This is a genomic window from Nocardioides immobilis (genome assembly GCF_003515065.1).
GTDB classification, from domain to species: domain Bacteria; phylum Actinomycetota; class Actinomycetes; order Propionibacteriales; family Nocardioidaceae; genus Nocardioides; species Nocardioides immobilis.
Genome location: NZ_QXGH01000021.1, coordinates 123,905 through 143,730, shown reverse-complemented (window position 1 = coordinate 143,730; position 19,826 = coordinate 123,905). Strand labels below are relative to the sequence as shown.

18 protein-coding genes are annotated in these 19,826 nt (G+C 70.0%); 4 read left to right on the top strand and 14 right to left on the bottom strand.

Annotation, left to right across the window (positions count from 1 at the left end; translation table 11 throughout):
* On the top strand, nt 1–254 hold a 254-nt coding region (locus D0Z08_RS17770), incomplete at its 5' end, for an HNH endonuclease signature motif containing protein (protein ID WP_147381457.1).
* 26 nt (nt 255–280) lie between these two features.
* Here D0Z08_RS17770 and D0Z08_RS17765 read toward each other — a convergent pair.
* Nucleotides 281–2,422, bottom strand: a complete 2,142-nt coding sequence (locus D0Z08_RS17765) for an MMPL family transporter (RefSeq protein ID WP_118926582.1) — start codon at nt 2,420–2,422, stop codon at nt 281–283.
* Between the two features lie 115 nt (nt 2,423–2,537).
* Between D0Z08_RS17765 and D0Z08_RS17760 the strand changes: the two genes are divergently transcribed.
* The gene (locus D0Z08_RS17760; RefSeq protein WP_118926581.1) at nt 2,538–2,762 is read left to right on the top strand and encodes a DUF7218 family protein; all 225 of its coding nucleotides are present in this window, start codon (nt 2,538–2,540) and stop codon (nt 2,760–2,762) included.
* Nucleotides 2,763–2,786: 24 nt separating this feature from the next.
* On the opposite strand, the gene nadE is transcribed toward D0Z08_RS17760, so the two are convergent.
* From nadE to D0Z08_RS17745, 3 genes are all read right to left on the bottom strand, one after another.
* Nucleotides 2,787–3,590 (bottom strand): ammonia-dependent NAD(+) synthetase, encoded by an 804-nt coding sequence (gene nadE / locus D0Z08_RS17755; protein ID WP_118926580.1) that lies wholly within the window; start codon nt 3,588–3,590, stop codon nt 2,787–2,789.
* A gap of 49 nt (nt 3,591–3,639) precedes the next feature.
* Nucleotides 3,640–3,912, bottom strand: coding sequence for a DUF4242 domain-containing protein (locus D0Z08_RS17750; RefSeq protein WP_118926579.1), 273 nt, complete (start codon nt 3,910–3,912; stop codon nt 3,640–3,642).
* Nucleotides 3,913–4,002: 90 nt separating this feature from the next.
* The gene (locus D0Z08_RS17745; protein WP_118926578.1) at nt 4,003–5,601 is read right to left on the bottom strand and encodes a LuxR family transcriptional regulator; all 1,599 of its coding nucleotides are present in this window, start codon (nt 5,599–5,601) and stop codon (nt 4,003–4,005) included.
* A 218-nt stretch (nt 5,602–5,819) separates the two neighbouring features.
* On the opposite strand from D0Z08_RS17745, the gene D0Z08_RS17740 reads away from it, so the two are divergent.
* Together D0Z08_RS17740 and D0Z08_RS17735 are read left to right on the top strand one after the other, a co-directional pair.
* On the top strand, nt 5,820–7,619 hold the full coding sequence (locus D0Z08_RS17740) for a BCCT family transporter (protein ID WP_118926577.1): 1,800 nt from the start codon (nt 5,820–5,822) through the stop codon (nt 7,617–7,619).
* 454 nt (nt 7,620–8,073) lie between these two features.
* A complete protein-coding gene (locus D0Z08_RS17735) occupies nt 8,074–9,252 on the top strand; it encodes an IS110 family RNA-guided transposase (protein WP_118926576.1) in 1,179 nt (392 codons plus the stop codon).
* A 25-nt stretch (nt 9,253–9,277) separates the two neighbouring features.
* On the opposite strand, the gene D0Z08_RS17730 is transcribed toward D0Z08_RS17735, so the two are convergent.
* The 10 genes from D0Z08_RS17730 to fdhA all read right to left on the bottom strand — a co-directional run bounded on the left by D0Z08_RS17730 (nt 9,278) and on the right by fdhA (nt 19,797).
* The gene (locus tag D0Z08_RS17730; RefSeq protein WP_118926575.1) at nt 9,278–9,616 is read right to left on the bottom strand and encodes a MafI2 family immunity protein; all 339 of its coding nucleotides are present in this window, start codon (nt 9,614–9,616) and stop codon (nt 9,278–9,280) included.
* Nucleotides 9,617–9,706: 90 nt separating this feature from the next.
* Nucleotides 9,707–9,955, bottom strand: coding sequence for an SCO4226 family nickel-binding protein (locus D0Z08_RS17725; RefSeq protein WP_118926574.1), 249 nt, complete (start codon nt 9,953–9,955; stop codon nt 9,707–9,709).
* A gap of 315 nt (nt 9,956–10,270) precedes the next feature.
* Nucleotides 10,271–10,792: a hypothetical protein gene (locus D0Z08_RS17720; RefSeq protein ID WP_147381456.1), complete on the bottom strand. Its 522-nt coding sequence runs from the start codon at nt 10,790–10,792 to the stop codon at nt 10,271–10,273.
* A 67-nt stretch (nt 10,793–10,859) separates the two neighbouring features.
* Nucleotides 10,860–12,230, bottom strand: a complete 1,371-nt coding sequence (locus tag D0Z08_RS17715) for an L-serine ammonia-lyase (protein ID WP_118926572.1) — start codon at nt 12,228–12,230, stop codon at nt 10,860–10,862.
* Nucleotides 12,227–12,844 (bottom strand): sarcosine oxidase subunit gamma, encoded by a 618-nt coding sequence (locus D0Z08_RS17710; RefSeq protein ID WP_118926571.1) that lies wholly within the window; start codon nt 12,842–12,844, stop codon nt 12,227–12,229. The genes D0Z08_RS17715 and D0Z08_RS17710 overlap by 4 nt, the downstream gene beginning before the upstream one ends.
* Entirely contained in the window at nt 12,837–15,740 is a 2,904-nt protein-coding gene (locus D0Z08_RS17705; RefSeq protein WP_118926570.1) for a sarcosine oxidase subunit alpha family protein, read from the bottom strand. The genes D0Z08_RS17710 and D0Z08_RS17705 overlap by 8 nt, the downstream gene beginning before the upstream one ends.
* Complete coding sequence (locus D0Z08_RS17700) at nt 15,737–16,036, bottom strand: sarcosine oxidase subunit delta (protein WP_118926569.1); 300 nt, start codon at nt 16,034–16,036, stop codon at nt 15,737–15,739. Before D0Z08_RS17700 ends, D0Z08_RS17705 begins: the two co-directional genes overlap by 4 nt.
* 27 nt (nt 16,037–16,063) lie before the next feature.
* Nucleotides 16,064–17,281 carry a sarcosine oxidase subunit beta family protein gene (locus tag D0Z08_RS17695; RefSeq protein WP_118926568.1) on the bottom strand — a complete coding sequence of 406 codons (1,218 nt, stop codon included), beginning with the start codon at nt 17,279–17,281 and terminating at the stop codon, nt 16,064–16,066.
* Nucleotides 17,281–18,567, bottom strand: coding sequence for a serine hydroxymethyltransferase (glyA, locus tag D0Z08_RS17690; protein ID WP_118926567.1), 1,287 nt, complete (start codon nt 18,565–18,567; stop codon nt 17,281–17,283). The genes D0Z08_RS17695 and glyA overlap by 1 nt, the downstream gene beginning before the upstream one ends.
* A gap of 15 nt (nt 18,568–18,582) precedes the next feature.
* Entirely contained in the window at nt 18,583–19,797 is a 1,215-nt protein-coding gene (fdhA, locus tag D0Z08_RS17685) for a formaldehyde dehydrogenase, glutathione-independent (RefSeq protein WP_118926566.1), read from the bottom strand.
* Nucleotides 19,798–19,826 lie beyond the last annotated feature (29 nt).

Here is a 19,826-nt window from a genome sequence, read left to right as displayed (position 1 = left end):
TCCCCGGCTGCACCCGCCTGCCCATCGCCTGCGACGCCCACCACATCATCCACTGGGCCGACGGCGGACCCACCAGCCTGCACAACCTGGTCCTGCTCTGCCGCAAACACCACACCCTCACCCACCAGACCCCCTGGCAGGTCCACCTCGACCCCAACACCCACCGACCCGTGTGGATCCCCCCACCACCCGTCGACGACCGCGACCGCTTCACCTACCACCCACCAACCCGACCACCACCCCTCGTCGCCTGACGGGCGGCCGGGCCTCAGCTCTCGGGTTACCCGCCGCTCCCAGCCTCCTCGCGGATCCCGAACCGCGCGTGGATCCGCCGCAGCGGCCTGGGCGCCCACCAGTTCGCCTCGCCGAGCAGCCGCATCAGCGCGGGCACGAGGAGTCCGCGCACGATCGTCGAGTCGATCAGCACCCCGAGCGCCATGGCGACCGCGATCTGCTTCATGAAGAAGACCGGGCTGACCGCGAACGCGAGAAAGACCACGGCGATCATCAGCGCGGCGGCGCTGATGATCCGGCCGGTGCGGGCGACGCCCTGCGCGACCGCGTCCTCGTTGGAGAGGCCGCCGTCGTGGAGCTCCTTGATCCGCGCCATCACCAGCACCGCGTAGTCGGTCGCCAGCGCGAAGGTGACGGCGAAGAGGAACACCAGGCTGGTGACCTCGACGGCGTACGGGCCCGGGTAGTCCAGGAGCTGGGTGCCGACCCGGTGCTCGAACACGATCACCAGGATCCCGAGCACCGCGGCGAGGGTCAGCGCGTTCATCAGCAGCGTCTTGAGCGGCAGGATGACCGACCCGGTGAGCAGGAAGAGCAGGCCGACGGTCAGCGCGATGATGAGCAGGATGACCGGCGGCGCGTTCGACACCAGGCTCTCCTTCTCGTCGATGAAGCGAGCGGTGTTGCCCGACACGAGCAGGTCGGCGCCGTCCGGCTCGGCGAGCGCCCGGATGTCGTGGACGGCCTCCTGCGCGGAGGCGTCGAGCGCCGGGTCGTCCAGGGACGCGGTCGCGTAGGCGACGCCGTCGCCGGCGCGCTCGAACGGCGCGACCGCGTCGACGCCCGTCACGGCGTCGATGTCCGCGGCGAGAGCCATGAGGGAGGCGTCGTCCGGGTCGCCGGTGACGACGAGCGAGACACCCTCGGTGAGGGACCGGCCGTGGTGCTTCTCGACGTACCGGTTGACGTCGTACGACTGCTGTCCCGGGGGCACCGCCTGTGCGCTCGGCCCGGTCAGCGTGGTCGCCAGCAACGGCGCCGCGAGCGCCAGCAGGGCGACCGAGGTCGCGACCGCCACCAGCACCGGCCGGCGCATCACGCCGCGCGCCAGCCGGAACCAGCGGTCGGACGTCGCCGAGACCGCCGGCCCCTTGCGGATCGACAGCGCGTCGATCCGCGGGCCGAGCACGACGAGCAGCGCCGGTACGACGACGACCGCCATCACCGCGGACAGCACACCGACCATCGCGCCGGCGGCGCCGATCGAGTAGAGGAAGCGCTGCGGCATCAGCATCAGGGCGGCCATCGCGCCGGCGACGGTCAGTCCGGAGAACATGCTCGCGCGACCCGCCGTACGGACCGCCCGCAGGTGCGCCTCGGCGGTCCGCCCGTGGGAGTCGACCTCCTCGCGGTAGCGCGAGACGAGGAGCAGCGCGTAGTCGACCGCCAGCCCCAGGCTGAGCGCGGTCGCGATGTTGAGCGCGAACAGGGACGTGTCGACGAACGCCGCCATCACCCGGAGCGCGAGCAGGGTGCCGAGGATGGAGAGGACACCGAGGATCAGCGGTACGGCGGCCGCCACGACGCTGCGGAACACCAGCAGGAGCAGGATCCCCAACAGCGGGAAGGCGATCAGCTCGGCCATCGTCAGGTCCTGGCGGGTCTGGTCGTTGACCTCGTTGAAGCCGGGCGCGAAGCCGCCGTACCCGACGTCGACGAGGTCGGACGTCACCCGCTCCCGCACCGATTCGTCCGCCAGGCCGCCCTCGTCCTCGAGGTCGGTGGTGGTCAGCCGGGCCGGCAGCACGAGCGAGCGGCCGTCCTCGGCGATCAGGCCCGGGACGGGCGTCTCGAGCGGGTTGACGACCTGGCCGACGTACGCCGAGTCGCTCAGCGCATCGGCCAGCCGCGCCACCTCGGACGCGATCGCCGGGTCGGTCGTGTCGAGCACCTCGCCGTCCTCGGCCCGGACGAGCACGACCAGGCCGGGCTCCGCGCCGTACCCCAGCGCGTCGGCCAGCACCTCGCCGGCCCGCTCGCTCTCGGAGTCAGGGTCGGTGAAGCCCGCCGCCTTGAGGTGGTGCTCGACGTCGTGCCCGAAGAACACGGCGACGGCCGCGAAGAGGAACGCGGCCACCAGGATCTTGCGCGGGTGCCGCCAGGTGAGGCGGCCGATCGCGTCCAGCATGGCGGCACGCTAGCGCGGCTGGCACCCCGTGGAGCGGGTACTGCCTCGTCAAGGACGCGGCGCACACAGCGCTGCCGACCGCGTCGGAGTCAACGACCAGGACGAGGAGGAACCCATGCCTGGCGGCAAGAAGGCGAACGTGAAGAACGAGAAGCAGTACGAGGCCCTCAAGGACAAGGGGATGTCGAAGTCGCGCGCTGCGCGGATCGCGAACTCACCGGACTCGTCCAAGCAGGGCGGCAAGAAGAGCCATTCCGGCAGCGGCAACAGCTCCCAGGGCGGGACCCACGCCCAGAAGGTCAAGGCCGGACGCAAGGGCGGGAAGGCGTCCCACTCGTAGCGGGTCGGGCTCAGACCGCCCGCATCAGACCGGCCCCGGCGGCAGGCTCCGCTTGTGGGCGGTCAGCCGGTAGGCGGTCTCGATGACCTCGCGGGCGCGAGCGCTCACGTCCTCCCCGAGCAGATAGGCGTCGATCTCCCGGTAGGTGACGCCGTAGGCCTCCTCATCGGGTAGCGCCGGTCGCAGCTCCTCGAGGTCCGCGGTCGGCACCTTCTCGACGAGGTGTGAGGGCGTCCCCAGATGGCGTCCGATCTCGCGCACCCGCTCCTTCGTGAGCCCGAGCAGCGGAGCCACGTCGCAGGCGCCGTCGCCGTACTTGGTGAAGAACCCCATCACCGCCTCGGCAGCCTGGTCGGTCCCGATGACGAGGCTGCCCAACCGGCCGGCGACGGTGTACTGCGCAACCATCCGCTGGCGCGCCTTGAGGTTGCCCTTGACGAAGTCGGCCCGCTCCGGACTGAGCTCGTTGATCTCGGTCGCTCCGTGGAGGGCGTCGACCGCCGGCTTGATGTCGACCGTCACCGTCGCGGACGGCTCGACGAACGCGAGCGCGTCGGCGGCATCGGAGTCGTCGGCCTGCCGGCCGTAGGGCAGCCGCATCGCGGTGAACGTCGTACCACTGCGCTCGCACGCCAGGCTGGCGAGCCGGCCGGCGACCGTCGAGTCGACGCCGCCGCTGATCCCGAGCACGTAGCCCGACGCCCCGCTCCCGTCCAGGTAGTCGGCGAGGAACCCGATCCTGCGTTCGGCCTCCTGCGCCGCGTCGAACGTGTCGGCGACACCGAGCTCTGCACGGATGTCGCCCTGGGTATCGGCACCTCTGTCCATGGAGGTGCCGTTACCCCTCGGCGCGACGCTCATCCCGAGGTCGTGCGGCTCACTCCCCGGTGACCGGGTCGATGACGGTCGACACCTTGCTGATCACGTTGGCGGGGAAGCCGCCACTCTGGGCGTGCTCGAGGACGGCACGCTCGTCGTCCGCGACGTAGACGCAGTAGATCTTGTCGGTGGTGACGTAGCTGTGCAGCCACTGGGCCCGGGGCGCCATCTCGGCGAGGACGGCGTTGGACTTGCCGGAGATCGCGTGCAGCTCGTCAGCCGACAGCTGACCCGCTCCGGGCAGTTCTCGTTCGATCACGTACTTGGGCATTGTGGGCCTCCTTCATCGGTGGGTGGAGCACCAAGGTAAGGACGCGACACCGGGCCGGGCATCGGTCACCGTGCCCATCTGTGCCACCGGTCAGCCGTGGGTACGACTACCCATCAGCCCGCTGTCGTAGGCGAAGGCAGTGACCCCGGAGCGCGAGGTCGCACCCACCTTGCCGAAGATGTTCGACACGTGTCGGGCGACGGTCTTCTCGCTCAGCACGAGCTTCTCGGCGATCGCGCGGTTGCTCTCCCCCGCCGCGATCAGCCGGACCACCTCGACCTCGCGAGCGGTGAGCCCCTTCGGCAGTCCCTCGCGCGCCACCACGCCCAGCCTCGCGAAGCAGGCGGTCGCCGCAGCGAGCTCGCGCGAGGCCGCGTCGGCATCGCCCAGCGCCCGGTAGGCGTCGGCCAGCAGCAGGCGCGTCCGCGCGACGTCGTACGGCGCATCGAGCTCCTGCCAGGCGTTGAACGCCATGCGCAGCAGGGCCATGGCCTCGACCGCCCGCCCCTGGGCGAGCAGCACGGCCCCGCTGCACCGGTTGCCCTCGGCGCGCAGCCCGGCGCTCTCGAATGCGACGGCCGCGTCGACGACCTCCTTCGCCGACCGCTCCGCGAGCTCGACGTCTCCGGCGGCCAGGGCGATCATCGTCTGCGCCGCGTGGAGGGGAGCGCGCTCCAGCCGGCTGCCCGTCCCCGGGGCGAGGGCAGCGGCGATGGATGCGGTGGCCGCGTCGATCCGTCCCTGCGCGAGGCGGAGCAGCGCGAGCCCCGGTTGCGGATCGCGTCCGAACTCGTGGGCCCGGGTGTACGCGGCATCCGCACCGGCGAGGTCCCCCCGCAGCCGCCGCACCTCGCCGACCTCGTAGTGGGCGTCCGCCACCGCCCAGACGTCGACGCCGACCATGTCCCGGCAGGCGCCCAGCGCCTCCTCCTCCGCCTGCCGCCACTCGCCGCGGGTCTGGAGGACCTGCGCCCGGTGGACCCGGCAGATGCCGGGATAGAGCGAGGTCAGGGGCAACGGGTCACACCAGCGACGGGTCGCCTCGGTCCACTCGAACGCCCGCCGCATGTCGCGCAGCTCGTTGCACGCGTCCATGAGGCCGCAGTAGATCGCACCGGTCCACAGGGGGCCGAGCTCGTCGGACAGCGCGGCGAGCATCGCCTCGTCGAGCAGCGCGAGCCCTTCGCGGACGCGTGCCTGCTTGATCCGCGCGCGTCCCTCGAAGTAGACGCCGAGGGCGACCAGCGTGGGGTCGGAGAAGCGACGGCCGAGGTCCTGCATCCGGAGGGCCAGCTCCAGCGCGCCCTCGAGGTCGCCGCGGCCCGACAGCCCGGCGATCTGGAGGTACAACGCGTAGCCGTGCTCGACACACTCGGGGACGGACTCGAGCAGGCGGGTGCAGCGGCGCAGCCACCCCTCGCTCTGCGCGACCTCCCCCACCAGCCGGGTGTGGATGGCCAGCTGGGACGCGGCGCGAGCCGCCGCCTGGTCGTTGCCGCCCTCGAGGTGCTCGCGATAGGCGTCGGTGTAGAGGCGGATCGCCTCGTCCATGCGGCCGAGCCACCACGCGCACTCGGCGAGGGCCTCGGTGTCGGCGGGCGTGCGCCCGGTGAGACCGGCGTACAGGTCGTAGGCAGCCTGCCAGTCGCGGCGGCCCGCCGCCTGCCGTGCCTGGTCTCGTCGCGTCACACCGACCCCTTGCGCCGGACCGATTATCGCACCGGAGCCGCCCCTGCTCGGCGGAATCCGGGGCCGGGCAGTCCCGCCGCCACCCCGGGTCGCTTGTGACCGCGTTCACACGAAAGTCAAAAGTTTGTTGCATCTTAAGCACTCTGTTGCGTCTGTCACAACAACGGTCTAGGGTCCGAAGTATGCCCGGGCACGTCGACCATTGAAGGGACACTCCCATGACTACGACCCCCGAGACGCCGCGCCGATGGCCACCTGTGCCGAACGGACGGCCGACCGCACAGGCAGTACAGGACGCCGTCGAGGACGCGCTGAAGTCGCCCGCGGGGGACCCGATCCCCCACCCGGCTCTAGACGTGGAGCCCGAGGCGCACCGGGGCGACAAGGGCGGGATGGACAAGGTCGTCTTCGGGGTCAGCGCTGTCGTCGCACTCGCGTTCCTCGCCTGGGGAATGATCAGCACCAGCTCGCTGAGCACCGCGTCCGGCGAGGCGCTGGGCTGGGTGATGGGCAATGCCGGCTGGCTGTTCGTGCTCACGTCGAGCGCGTTCGTCGTCTTCGTCGTCTGGCTGGCGGCGAGCCGCTACGGCACGATCCCCCTCGGTCGTGACGACGAGGAGCCCGAGTTCCGGACCATCTCGTGGATCGCCATGATGTTCAGCGCCGGCATGGGCATCGGCCTGATGTTCTACGGCGTCGCCGAGCCGATCTCGCACCTGGCCACCCCGCCTCCGGGCACCGGCGCGGCCGGCAACCCCGATGCGGTCCAGAACGCGATGGCGACCACGCTCTTCCACTGGACGCTGCACCCGTGGGCGCTCTACGCGGTCGTCGGACTCGCGATCGCCTACGGCGTCTACCGCAAGGGTCGGCTGCAGCTGATCTCCGCCGCGTTCGAGCCCCTGCTCGGCAACCGCGCGAACGGCGGCCTGGGCAAGGTCATCGACATCTTCGCGATCTTCGCGACCCTCTTCGGCTCGGCGACCTCGCTGGGTCTGGGCGCGCTACAGATCCGGACCGGCCTCGAGATCGTCGGCGGGATCGGCAAGACGGGCAACGCGGTGCTCATCGGCATCATCGCCGTCCTCACGGCCGCGTTCGTCGTCTCCGCTGTGTCGGGCGTCGCGAAGGGCATCCAGTGGCTCTCCAACACCAACATGGTGCTGGCGATCTCGCTCGCCCTGTTCCTGTTCGTCGTCGGCCCGTCGATCTTCATGCTCGACCTGCTCCCGACGTCGATCGGCAGCTACGTGCAGACGCTTCCTGACATGTCGGCGCGTACCGGCGCCGAGGGCGCCGAGACCCAGGAGTGGCTCGAGGGCTGGACCGTCTTCTACTGGGCCTGGTGGCTGTCCTGGACGCCGTTCGTCGGCATGTTCATCGCTCGCATCTCGCGCGGTCGCACCATCCGGCAGTTCGTCACCGGCGTACTGGTGGTTCCCAGCCTGGTGAGCGTCGTCTGGTTCTGCGTCATGGGTGGCGCGGCGATGGACCTCCAGCTGAACGGCACCGACATCGCTGGTGCCGCCGGGCTGGAGTCGCAGCTGTTCACCACGCTGGAGTCCTTCCCGCTCGCGACGGTCACGTCGGTGCTGGTGATGGTGCTGGTCTCGATCTTCTTCGTGTCCGGCGCGGACGCCGCATCGATCGTGATGGGCACGCTGTCGGAGAAGGGCACGCAGGAGCCCAGGAAGCTCAACGTGGTCTTCTGGGGTGTCGCGACCGGTGCCTCCGCGGCCGTGATGCTGCTGGTCGGTGGCAACGAGGCGCTCAGCGGCCTGCAGACGATCACCATCGTCGCGGCCCTGCCGTTCGTCGTGGTCATGATCGGGCTCGCCGTCGCACTGGTGAAGGACCTGCGCAAGGACCCGTTGATGGTCCGTCGCAAGTACGGCGAGGAGGCGGTCGCCCAGGCCGTCATCGCCGGCGTCACCGAGCACGGTGACGACTTCGCCTTCAGCGTCGAGTGCGGCAACGGCAAGAACGGCAACGACCACGGGAGCGGCAACCACCCGTGACAAACAGGTTCTCCGGCCGAGCGCGTTCGTGCTCGGCCGGAGAACCTTGTTGCGTTGGCCTGTCGCCCGGGGCCGGCGCGGCCGCCGCCCGGGAAGACGAGGCTCTAGCTCGCGCTGAGCCGGCAACATGTGCCGGTGCAGCGCGAGCTAGTGGATGTTTGGGCTTTGACTCTCGGCGTTCGCCTTGCGGCTGATGAGCGTGCAGCTCCGCGAGCACGCCGTGCGGCTACTTGTTTCATTGACTGCAGGATCGGTGCCTGGCGAGGCTCGGTCCAGGCGTCCGGTCCGTGGCTCTCTGTGCGGCTGCCCACGACACGTTCGTGTGGCTCACTACTGGCATGCGCGGGCCGGGCGCCGAGAGCCAGGAGAGGCTCGAGAGGGGTCTGCCCAGCTCTAAGTAGCGTTGCCCTCCCGGCTCGACAACCAGTGATGGATCGAGCATCGGAGAAGGCCAATGGCAGAGACGACGACCAGGGTCGTGATCGGGATGGACCCGCACAAGAGGTCGGTCACGATCGAGGTGATGGACGCCGACGAGACGGTGTTGGACGGTGGCCGGTTCGGCACCGATGAGGCCGGTTTCACCGCGATGACCGATTACGTCAGCCGCTTCGGCGACCGGGTCTGGGCGATCGAGGGATGCAACGGGATCGGCCGCCATGTCGCGGTCCGGCTGCTCGCACTCGGTGAGGAAGTCGTTGATGTGCCGCCGAAGCTCTCGGCCCGGGCGCGGGTCTTCTCCACCGGTCAGGGACGCAAGACCGACGCCACCGACGCCCACTCCGTGGCGTTGGTCGGGACCCGGATGGCCGGCCTGCGGCCGGTCGTGGCCGACGAGGAGCTCGAGGTGCTGCGGACCCTGGTCGACCGCCGTGGCTGGCTCGGTGAGGAACACACCCGCAAGGTCGCCCAGCTGCACCACCTGCTGCTGGAGCTGATCCCCGGCGGGGCGAAGAAGGACCTCTCCGCCGCTCAGGCCAAGAAGCTGTTGGCGAAGGTGCGGCCGCGCGATGTCGCGGGCAAGGCCCGTCGCCGCGTCGCCGCCGAGCTGATCGCCGACCTGGAGCGGATCTACACCCGCAAGAAGGCCGCCGACAAAGAACTGGCCGAGTTGATCCGCGCGACCGGCAGCACACTGCTCGACCTCAACGGCATCGGCCCCACCGGTGCCGCCCGGCTGCTGGTCGACGTCGGCGACATCACCCGGTTCCCCACTCGCGGCCACTTCTCCTCTTGGAACGGCACCGCACCCATCGACGCCTCCTCCGGCGACCACGTCCGACACCGGCTCTCACGCAAGGGGAACCGTCAGATCAACCGGACCCTGCACATCATGGCCACCGTCCAGCTGCGCAGACCCAGCATCGGCCGCGACTACTTCGATCGCAAGACAGCAGCCGGCAAGAGCAACATGGAAGCGATGCGCTGCCTGAAACGCAGGCTGTCCGACCTGGTCTACAAGACCATGCTCGACGACCTCATCACCGCGAAGGGGACGGGCCCGGGAGGGCAACGGGATAACGACTCTGACTCCAGCGCGACCGGCTCACAACCCCACACCGGCTCTTCGGACAAGCCACTTCCCGGACCCGCCAGACCCCACCCTAGAACCCCGCTACCGACTGCGTCTTGACACAGAGGGGTGCCAGTAGGGGCTGTCAGACTGGGGGCTCCCAGCGCAGGAACACCCATTCCTCGCCTGGCAACAGGTCGCGAGTCGCATTGAGCACCGCTCGAAAGGCCACCGAGACCCCAGACAGGAAGTCTGCGATGCAGTAGGACTCGGCCAAGGAGACGCACTCGTCCTGCAGGCCTCCGACTTCGCCCTCGTACAGGAAACGAGCATTGATCGATCCGCGGTCTTGGCTTCCTTCCCATGACACCCCCACTCCGCGAAGGACGACGTGCCAAAGGGCGCGCTGCATCGAGAGCAACACATCGACCCTCAACTCCGCCATGGAGCCGAGTATCGCGCGCTGCTCGGCACTCGCGCGCACGCCGTGCGGCGTAGGAAGACGTTGAGCCCGCTCGGTGCCTCCGGCAACGTCCGCTTCAACTTCTCCTAGGCCCAGTGACGGCCGGTGAGGTCAGACCTGGATCGGCACCTGGTAGATATTGTCGGCGGGGTGACCCGCGCGCTCGTGGATCTTCTGCACCGCCTCGGCATTGGGTGCCTCGGACAAGCAGAAGACCATCCCCGACTCGGGGTCGGCCCAGGCGTGCTTGAAGTTCACGTGCTCGTCCTCCTGGATCGCGAGGTCGGCGTTGTGTGCTTCGGCGAGGGCCTCGGGAGTGACCCCCTTCATCGTGGTGTGCACATCCATGAACTCGGGCATGGCAGGTCCCTTTCTCTGAGACTTCCCACTGTGCTCCGCCATCCGTCAAACCGCCATAGCTTGATGGGGCAAGCACCTCCAGACCGGAACGGCGACGACGTAGCACGCGAGCGATAGGGCCACTCCTGCGGCGATGATCCAGCGACCCTGCTCGTGTCCGCAGTGGGTTCTACGTGAATGCGGACAACTTGCGAGATCGACCTCGTCAATGCCCTCAATTCGGCAGGCCGCGCGCGTCGTGCGACGTTGGCGGTAGCCGGCGTTGCGCTCGTTCCGAGTTGCGGTCCGCTACCGCGGCCGGGGCCAGATTGGCTTTCACCACGTGCCGCGAGTGGGCAGATTCGAGACGCGAGGTCGGGCTGCGAGAGCCGCGCCGAGGAACCATGTCGGCACGAGCACTGCGAGGACGAACGAGCCCTGGACGTCGACCTGCTCTGGGTCGAGGTTCCGGACGACGGTCCACAGTGCCAGCACGGCCACCACCGCCGCCGGGGCGCTGACGAGCAGCAACCGGTTCGCGACCGTCCGCGCGGGGCGGCCGGGCGCGAGCATCACGATCGCGGCGCAGCCTGCGCAGGCGAGCATGAACAGGAGATAGGACCAGCCGGCGAGCAACACGGCGCCTTGGCTCCCGAAGAGATCCGGGTCCGCGATGAAGGCCGGCAACGTCACCACCTTGTGCGACGCGCTCTTGGTTCTTTCGAGCATCGGGATCCACAGCGCGGTCGCCACGACGACGACCGGCGGCGTGAGGATCCAGCGGATCGTGACCAGGTCGATCACCTGTCGCAGGGCGGTGGCAGCCCTGTCGTCCGGGACAGAGCGTTCAGGAGGCATGGGCGGAGCATGCCCTTGAGTCTCAGCCATTGACAACGTCCCTCAGGATGATTCGCTGGGGCCGAGCTCAGCACTCGATGACGTTGACGGCCAGACCGCCGCGGGCGGTCTCCTTGTACTTGGTCTTCATGTCGGCCCCGGTGTCGCGCATGGTCTTGATCGCCTTGTCGAGGCTGACCTTGTGGTTGCCGTCGCCGTTGATGGCGAGGCGGGCGGCGTTGATCGCCTTGATCGAGGCCAGGGCGTTCCGCTCGATGCACGGGATCTGCACGAGGCCACCGACGGGGTCGCAGGTGAGGCCGAGGTTGTGCTCGATGCCGATCTCGGCGGCGTTCTCGACCTGACGCGGGTTCGCGCCGATCACCTCGGCGAGACCTCCGGCCGCCATCGAGCAGGCCGACCCGACCTCGCCCTGGCAGCCGACCTCGGCGCCGGAGATCGACGCGTTGGTCTTGAAGAGGATCCCGATCGCGGCGGCCGTGAGCAGGAACCGCACAATGCCGTCGTCGTCGGCTCCGGAGACGAAGCGGACGTAGTAGTGCAGGACGGCCGGGATGATGCCGGCCGCTCCGTTGGTGGGAGCGGTGACGATGCGGCCGCCCGCGGCGTTCTCCTCGTTGACCGAGAGGGCGTAGAGGTTGACCCAGTCGACGACGTGCAGCGGGTCGGCATCGCCCTGCGCCGTGAGGTCCCGGTACATGGCCGGAGCCCGGCGCGGGACACGGAGACCGCCGGGCAGGACGCCCTCGCGATGGAAGCCGTTCTCGACGCACTCGACCATCACCGACCACAGGTGCAGCATGCCCTCGCGGATCTCGGTCTCGCTGCGCCAGGACTGCTCGTTGGCGAGCATGACGTCGCTGATGGACAGCTGCTCACGAGCGCAGATCTCGAGGAGCTCCCCGCCGGTCGTGAAGGGGAATTTGACCGGGGTGTCGTCGAGGACGACCCGGTCGGCGCCCGTGGCGGTCTCGTCGACGACGAAGCCGCCGCCGACGGAGTAGAAGGTGCTCTGGGCGATCTCGACGTCGGCTGCGTCGTACGCCGCGAACGTCATGCCGTTGGGATGCGCAGGCAGGCTCTTGCGGCGGTGCATGACCAGGTCGGAGTCGACGTCGAAGCTGATCGGCGTGGTGCCGCCGAGGAGCAGCTCACCGCTGCTCTTGATCTCGTCGAGCCGGCCGGAGGCGCGGTCGGGGTCGGTGGTCGCGGGGTCCTCCCCCTCGAGCCCGAGCACCACCGCCTTCGGGGAGCCGTGCCCGTGGCCGGTGGCGCCGAGCGACCCGAAGAGCTCGGCCCGCACCCGCCTCACGTCAGCCAGTCGCCCGGTCTCGGACAGGCCGTCGGCGAACCGCTTGGCAGCACGCATCGGGCCGACCGTGTGGGAGGACGACGGCCCGATGCCGATGGAGTAGAGGTCGAAGGCGGAGAGTGTCACTCGCTGCGTCCACCGTCCCGGAAGGTGGAGGCGAACTCCAGGGAGGCGTCCAGCAGCCACCGCGCGACGTACTCGGCGAAGGACGCGCGCGGCAGCAGGCGGTAGCTGTCCGGTCCGACCTGCCACAGGACGAGGGGGATCCGCGCCAGGGTCGTGGACACCGCCTGCCCGGGGCCGAACGCCCGCGGGTGGAGGTCGAGCGGGCACCCCTTCTGGAGTACGGCGAGCGCGGACGCACCCCGCAGCTCCAGCACGGTCCGGTTCGCCGACACGTCGACGACCGCAGCGTGTGCGCCCGCCACGCACTCCTGCAGGGCCGGCACGAGGGCGTCGGCCGACATCTGCGACACCACGAGCCACTCGTCGGGCCCCAGCCACAGCACGCTGTGCTGGCCGTGGCTGGTGACCTCGCCGGAGGACCGCGGGAGCGTGGTGCCGAGGACGCCCTCCAGGGCGTCCGCAGCAGCGGACGTGGGGTCCACGCGCAGGCTCACCATCGTGGTGAACCGCCACTCCGAGACCCGCACGTTGCGCTCGCCGGTGACGGCGTTGTCCATCAGGTCTCGCGCCAGAGCAGCCAGCGGGCTGCGGCGCATCATCGTGAGCTCAGCCATCTCGCTTCATTCCTTCGGGGTCGTAGAGAACGGGCGAGGCCACCTCGACCTCGACCAGGTCGTCGCCGATCGGCGCGAGCAGTCGCTCGCCGATCCGGTCCCGTCCGCCCGCCACGAGCGCGAGGGCGAACGGGCGCTCCAGGGCGGCGCTGTGATAGCTCGACGTGACGTGGCCGAGCATCGGCACCGGGTCCGGACCATCGGTGATCACCGTGCCGGTCGCGACCAGCTGGGCGCCCTCGGGAAGGACCGTCGTGCGATCGACGGGCAGCAGGCCGACCATGTGCTTGCGGTCCGGTCGCTGGGTGTCGATCCGGGAGTACGACCGGCGGCCGATGAAGTCCTTCTGCTTCGACACGATCCAGTCCATCCCCGCGTCCTGCGGCGTCACCGTGCCGTCGGTGTCCTGACCGACGATCGGGTAGCCCTTCTCGGCCCGGAGCACGTGCATCGACTCGGTGCCGTACGGCGTGATGCCGAGGTCCTGACCGGCCGCGAACACCTGCTCCCAGACGGCCAGGCCGTACCAACCGGCCACGTTGACCTCGAACGCGAGCTCACCGGAGAACGAGATCCGGCAGATCCGCGCCGGCACGCCGGACGCGAGGGTCGTCTCCTGGAACGTCATGAACGGGAACGCCTCGTTGCTGACGTCGACGTCGGGCGCGATCCGGGCGATGACCTCCCGCGACCGGGGACCGACGACGGCGATCGTCGACCACTGCTCGGTGACCGAGGTGCAGTAGACGTCGAGCTCGGGCCACTCCGTCTGCAGCCACTCCTCCAGCCAGTCCAGGACGTTGGCGGCCCCGCCGGTGGTGGTGGTCATGAAGTAGCGGTCGTCGGCCAGGCGCAGGGTCACGCCGTCGTCGAACATCATCCCGTCGGGCTTGCACATGACGCCGTACCGTGCCGAGCCGACCGGGAGCTTCTTGAACGCGTTGGTGTAGACCCGGTTGAGGAACTCCCCGGCGTCTGGACCCTGGACCTCGATCTTCCCCAGGGTGGAGGCGTCCATCACGGCGACGCCGGTGCGCGCTGCGCGGCACTCGCGGTCGACGGCGGCGTCCATGTCCTCGCCGGGCAGCGGGTAGTGGCGCGGCCGCAGCCACTGGCCGACGATCTCGAACTCAGCGCCGCGCGCGACGTGCCACGGGTGCATCGGCGTAGTGCGCTCGGGGTCGAACAGGTTGCCGCGCTCGCGGCCCGCGAGGGCGGCGAACGACACCGGCGAGTACGGCGCCCGGTAGGTCGTCGTACCGATCTCCCCCACGCCGGGCCCGCCCGAAGCCGAACCGTTCAGCGCCGCTGCGATCACACCGATCGCGTTGACGCCGGAGGTCTTGCCCTGGTCGTGGGCCGTGCCGATGGAGGTGTAGCGCTTCACGTGCTCGACGCTGCGCATGCCGGCGCCGGTGGCCCGCCACACGTCGGCGACGGTCTGGTCGCGCTGGAGGTCGACGAAGTGCTCGTCCCAGTCGCCAGGGTCGCCCTCGCGGCCGGGGACCAGCCAGAGCTGGCGGACCTCGCCGGCCTCCGTCAGCGGCGCCGATCCTCCGATGCTCAGCGGGTCCGTCGGGAAGCCGGCGCGTGTCGCCGCCTCGGCTCCGGCGACCGCACCCTGCTGCAAGCCCGCGTCCAGGGTCACGGTGCCGGCGGCCGCTCCGACGACCTGCTGGTCCTCGACGTTGCCGTCGGGCACGAAGGCCGCGAGCCGGTCGTCCCAGCGCAGCTTTCCGCTGCGCTGGCTGTGCAGGTGGACCACCGGGCTCCAGCCACCCGCGACGGCGAGCAGGTCGCAGTCCAGGCTCTCCCACGAGGTGGCCTCGTCGTCGTCGCCGAGCGTGCCCACGTGGACCCGGGTGAGGCGACCGGTGGCGTCGCCCTCGGTCTCCTGCACCGTGCTGGAGGGGATCACCCGCACGCCGTGGGCAGCGACCTCGGCAGCGCGGCCGGAGAGGACGTCGCGTGCGTCGAGCACTGCGGCGACCTCGATGCCGGCGGCGAGCAGGTCGTCGACGGTGTCGTAGGCGCTGTCGTTCGTCGTGGCGACGACGGCACAGTCGCCGGGCTTGACGGCGTACCGGTTGATGTAGGTCCGGACCGCGCCGGCGAGCATCACCCCGGGCCGGTCGTTGCCGGCGAAGACCAGCGGACGCTCGTGCGCCCCGGTCGCCAGCACGACCTGACGGGCGCGGATGTGCCAGACCCGCTGCCGAGAGACGCCCAGCGGGACGTCGCCGTCGAGGTGGTCGGTGCGGTTCTGCACGGCCAGCACGTAGTTGGCGTCGTACGAGCCGAAGGCGACGGTGCGGTTGAGCACCGTGACCTCGGGGGCCGCGTCGAGCGTGGCCGCGGCTGCCGCGACCCAGTGCAGGGCGGGCTTGCCGTCGACCAGCTCGTGCCGGCTCGACAACAGCGAACCACCGACCTCGGGCTGCTCGTCGATCAGGACGACGCGCGCATGGGACCGGGCCGCGGACAGCGCTGCGGCGAGGCCGGCGGGTCCTCCGCCGACGACGAGGACGTCGGCGTGGAGGAAGTTCTTGTCGTACATCGAGTCGTCGGCCACCGGGTCCAGGACGCCGAGCCCGGACAGCGTGGACGCGGTGAAGCCATCGACCAGCTCGCGGGTGGTCGCGGGGACCATGGGCTCGGGGCAGTCGCCACCGACCTGGAGAAGCGCGTTCGGCTCCTCGACCCCGGCCGCCATGATGCCACGGGGCCGGCGCCGGTAGATGGAGTCGCCGACGCTCACCCGGCCGTTGGCCAGCAGCGCGGAGGCGACGGTGTCGCCGGGGTGACCGGTGTAGTCCACCCCGTCCACGGAGAACGTCAGGACCCGGTTGCGGTCGATCCGCCCTCCGGTGGGGAGACGGCGGGACTGGGTGCTCATCGGGAGCCTCCTGCTGGGGAGCCGACCACGGGCCGCGGGTCGGCGTTGGTGTAGACCTCGAGGACCTCGTAGGTCGCGGTGTCACGGACGACGTTGAACCAACGACGGCAGCCCGCGCTGTGGGACCACCGCTCGGCGAACGGGCCCTTGGGGTTGTCGCGGAAGAAGAGGTACTCCGCCCACTCCTCGTCGGACAGGTCGCTCGGGTTCTCGGGGTAGGCCACGTGGGCCTGGCCGCCGTAGTGGTACTCGGTCTCGTCCCGCGGGCCACACCACGGGCAGGTCAGCAGCATCATCGTGAGCAGCTCCTCGGTTGTGAAAGGTCAGTGGGCCACGGCGGCGGCGCCGTGCTCGTCGATGAGCGCTCCGGAGACGAACCGCTCGAGCCCGAACGCACGGTTCAGGTCGTGGGGCTCGCCGGTCGCCATGGTGTGGGCCATCGCCCAGCCGGCGCCGGGCGTCGCCTTGAACCCGCCGGTGCCCCATCCGCAGTTGATGTAGAGGTTCTCCAGCGGCGTCGGGCCGATCACCGGGGAGGCGTCGGGGGAGACGTCGACGATGCCGCCCCAGGTGCGCAGCAGGCGCGCGCGCCCGAAGATGGGGAACAGCTCCAGCGCCGCGGCCATCTGGTGCTCGATCACGTGGAAGGAGCCGCGCTGGCCATAGCCGTTGTAGGCGTCCACGCCGGCACCCATCACCAGCTCGCCCTTGTGGGCCTGGGACACGTAGACGTGCACGTGGTTGGACATGACCACCGTCGGGTGGACCGGCTCGTAGAGCTCGGAGACCAGCGCCTGCAGGGGGTGCGACTGCACGGGGAGCCGGAAGCCCGCCTTCTCCGCCAGCACGGTGCTGTGCCCGGCGGCCACCAGCCCGACGGCGCCGGCGTTGATCCGGCCGCGGGTGGTCTCGACGCCGACGACGCGGTCGCCGTCCTTGAGGAAGCCGGTGACCTCGCAGTTCTGGATGATGTCGACGCCCATCGCGTCGCACGCCCGGGCGAAGGCCCACGCCACGTGGTCGTGCTTCGCGATGCCCGCGCGCGGCTGGAACGTCGCTCCGAGGACCGGGTAGCGCACGTCCTGCGAGACGTTGACGATCGGGCAGACCTTCGCCACCTCGTCGGGCTCCAGCCACTCGGCGTCGACCCGGTTGAGTCGGTTGGCGTTGATCCGCCGGGTGGCTTCGCGGACGTCCTGCAGCGTGTGCGCGAGGTTGAGGACGCCGCGCTGGCTGAACAGGAAGTCGTAGTCCAGCTCGGCCGGCAGCTGCTCCCACTGCTTGAGGGAGAACTCGTAGATCGCCGCGCTCTCGTCCCACAGGTAGTTGGACCGGATGATGGTCGTGTTGCGGGCCATGTTGCCGCCCGCGAGCCACCCCTTCTCCAGCACGGCGATGTTGGTCATGCCGTGGTTCTTGGCGAGGTAGTAGGCGGTCGCGAGACCGTGGCCACCGCCACCCACGACGATCGCGTCGTACGACGCCTTCGGCTCGGGGTCCCGCCAGAGCCAGGCGGGGTGCTCCGGAAGCAGCTTGGCCATCAGTCCTCCAGGGTGGGGTAGAGCGGGAACTTCTGCGCGAGGGTCTCGACCCGGTCGCGCAGGGCCGCGAGCTCCGTCTCGTCGCCGGTCCCGGCGAGGGTGGCGGCGATGATCTCCGCGACCTCCTCGAACGCACCGGCGTCGAAGCCGCGCGTGGCCAGGGCCGGGGTCCCGATCCGCAGCCCCGAGGAGACCATCGGCGGCCGGGGGTCGAACGGCACGGCGTTGCGGTTCACCGTGATCCCGACGGCGTGCAGGCGGTCCTCGCCCTGCTGGCCGTCGAGCTCGGAGTGCCGCAGGTCGACCAGGACCAGGTGGACGTCGGTGCCGCCGGTGAGGACCGAGATCCCGGCCTCCGCGACGTCCGGCTGCGACAGCCGGCGGGCGATGATCTGGGCGCCCTCGAGAGTCCGCTCCTGCCGGTCGCGGAACGCCGGCGACGCCGCCATCTTGAAGGCGACGGCCTTCGCGGCGATGACGTGCTCCAGCGGGCCGCCCTGCTGGCCCGGGAAGACCGCGGAGTTGATCTTCTTGGCCAGCGCCTGCTTGCTCAGGATCACGCCACCGCGCGGGCCACCGAGCGTCTTGTGCGTGGTGGTGGTGACGATGTCGGCGTGCGGCACCGGGCTCGGGTGCAGGCCGGTGGCGACCAGGCCGGCGAAGTGCGCCATGTCGACCATCAGGTAGGCACCCACGAGGTCGGCGATGCGACGGAACTCGGCGAAGTCCAGCTGGCGGGGGTACGCCGACCACCCGGCGACGATCAGCTTCGGTCGGTGCTCGAGAGCGAGCCGCTCGACCTCCGCCATGTCGATCCGGAAGTCCTCCGCCGAGACCTGGTAGGCCACGACGTTGTAGAGCTTGCCGGAGAAGTTGAGCCGCATGCCGTGCGTGAGGTGGCCGCCGTGCGCCAGGTCGAGGCCGAGGATCGTGTCGCCCGGGTCCAGCAGGGCGAACATCGCAGCGGCGTTCGCCTGGGCGCCGGAGTGCGGCTGCACGTTCGCCGCCTCGGCGCCGAAGAGCTCCTTGATCCGGTCGATCGCGAGCTGCTCGACCACGTCCACGTGCTCACAGCCGCCGTAGTAGCGCCGGCCGGGGTAGCCCTCGGCGTACTTGTTGGTCAGGACCGAGCCCTGGGCCTCCATGACCGACCTCGGAGCGAAGTTCTCCGAGGCGATCATCTCGAGCGTCGTCTGCTGGCGGACCAGCTCGCGCTCGATCTGCTCGGCGACCTCGGGGTCGAAGTCGGCGAGGGTCCGATCGAGAACGGAAATCTGCGAGGTCATGACATCTCTCATCGGTCAGGCCCGGACCATGCCGTGCGGGTCAATGACGAACTTCTGGGCGGCGCCCTTGTCGAACGCGGCGTAGCCGACCGCGGCGTCGTCGAGGCTGATGGTGGTGGCGTTCACGGCCTTCGCGATGTGCGCCTTGTCGGCCAGGATCAGGTTCATCAGCTTGCGGTTGTACTGCTTCACCGGGCACTGGCCGGTGACGAAGGTGTGGGACTTCGCCCAACCGAGGCCGAGCCGCACGCCGATCTGGCCCACCTTCGCAGCGTCGTCCACCGCGCCCGGGTCGCCGGTCACGTAGAGGCCCGGGATGCCGAGGGAGGCACCGGCACGGGACACGTTCATGATGTCGTTGAGCACCGTGGCGGGCGCCTCGGCGGCGTCCTTGCCATGGCCGCGCGCCTCGAAGCCGACGGCGTCGACAGCCGCGTCGACCTCCGGCTCGCCGAGGATGTCGGAGACGATGTCCACCAACGAGTCACCCTTCGACAGGTCCGCGATCTCGCAGCCGAAGCTGGCGGCCTGCGCGAGGCGGTCGGCGTTCATGTCGCCGACGATGACGGTCGACGCGCCCAGGAGCTGCGCCGAGTACGCCGCGGCGAGGCCCACCGGGCCGGCACCGGCGACGTACACCGTGGAGCCGGTGGTGACACCGGCGGTGTAGGCACCGTGGTAGCCGGTCGGGAAGATGTCCGACAGCATCGTGAGGTCGAGGATCTTCTCCAGCGCGGCGTCGCGGTCGGGGAACTTCAGCAGGTTGAAGTCGGCGAACGGGATCATCACGTACTCCGCCTGGCCGCCGACCCAGCCGCCCATGTCGACGTAGCCGTACGCCGCGCCGGCGCGGGCCGGGTTCACGTTGAGGCAGATGCCGGTCTTGCCCTCGTTGCACATCCGGCAGCGACCACAGGCGATGTTGAACGGCACCGAGCAGATGTCGCCGACCTTGTGGAAGAGGACGTCGTCGCCGATCTCGACGATCTCGCCGGTGATCTCGTGGCCGAGGGACTGGCCGACGGGCGCCGTCGTACGGCCGCGGACCATGTGCTGGTCGCTGCCGCAGATGTTGGTCGTGACGAGCTTGAGGATCACGGCGTGCGGGGCGGCCTGCTTGATGCCGAGCCCCTCGGCGACCTCACGCGGGATCTCCAGCTTGGGGAACTCGATGTTCTCGATCGCGACCTGGCCAGGTCCCGCGTAGACGACGACTTTGTTGTCGGCCATGAGGTGACTCCGTTTCTGCTTCGGTGATG

What these genes read in the sequence shown, in the direction of transcription:
- D0Z08_RS17750 (WP_118926579.1), bottom strand. Translation starts at nt 3,912, where the DNA reads ATGCCCAAGTACGTGATCGAACGAGAACTGCCCGGAGCGGGTCAGCTG.
- D0Z08_RS17695 (WP_118926568.1), bottom strand. Translation starts at nt 17,281, where the DNA reads ATGGCCAAGCTGCTTCCGGAGCACCCCGCCTGGCTCTGGCGGGACCCC.
- D0Z08_RS17725 (WP_118926574.1), bottom strand. Translation starts at nt 9,955, where the DNA reads ATGCCCGAGTTCATGGATGTGCACACCACGATGAAGGGGGTCACTCCC.
- D0Z08_RS17700 (WP_118926569.1), bottom strand. Translation starts at nt 16,036, where the DNA reads ATGATGCTGCTGACCTGCCCGTGGTGTGGCCCGCGGGACGAGACCGAG.
- D0Z08_RS17705 (WP_118926570.1), bottom strand. Translation starts at nt 15,740, where the DNA reads ATGAGCACCCAGTCCCGCCGTCTCCCCACCGGAGGGCGGATCGACCGC.
- D0Z08_RS17720 (WP_147381456.1), bottom strand. Translation starts at nt 10,792, where the DNA reads ATGCCTCCTGAACGCTCTGTCCCGGACGACAGGGCTGCCACCGCCCTG.
- fdhA (WP_118926566.1), bottom strand. Translation starts at nt 19,797, where the DNA reads ATGGCCGACAACAAAGTCGTCGTCTACGCGGGACCTGGCCAGGTCGCG.
- D0Z08_RS17760 (WP_118926581.1), top strand. Translation starts at nt 2,538, where the DNA reads ATGCCTGGCGGCAAGAAGGCGAACGTGAAGAACGAGAAGCAGTACGAG.
- D0Z08_RS17735 (WP_118926576.1), top strand. Translation starts at nt 8,074, where the DNA reads ATGGCAGAGACGACGACCAGGGTCGTGATCGGGATGGACCCGCACAAG.
- D0Z08_RS17710 (WP_118926571.1), bottom strand. Translation starts at nt 12,844, where the DNA reads ATGGCTGAGCTCACGATGATGCGCCGCAGCCCGCTGGCTGCTCTGGCG.
- D0Z08_RS17765 (WP_118926582.1), bottom strand. Translation starts at nt 2,422, where the DNA reads ATGCTGGACGCGATCGGCCGCCTCACCTGGCGGCACCCGCGCAAGATC.
- nadE (WP_118926580.1), bottom strand. Translation starts at nt 3,590, where the DNA reads ATGGACAGAGGTGCCGATACCCAGGGCGACATCCGTGCAGAGCTCGGT.
- D0Z08_RS17740 (WP_118926577.1), top strand. Translation starts at nt 5,820, where the DNA reads ATGACTACGACCCCCGAGACGCCGCGCCGATGGCCACCTGTGCCGAAC.
- glyA (WP_118926567.1), bottom strand. Translation starts at nt 18,567, where the DNA reads ATGACCTCGCAGATTTCCGTTCTCGATCGGACCCTCGCCGACTTCGAC.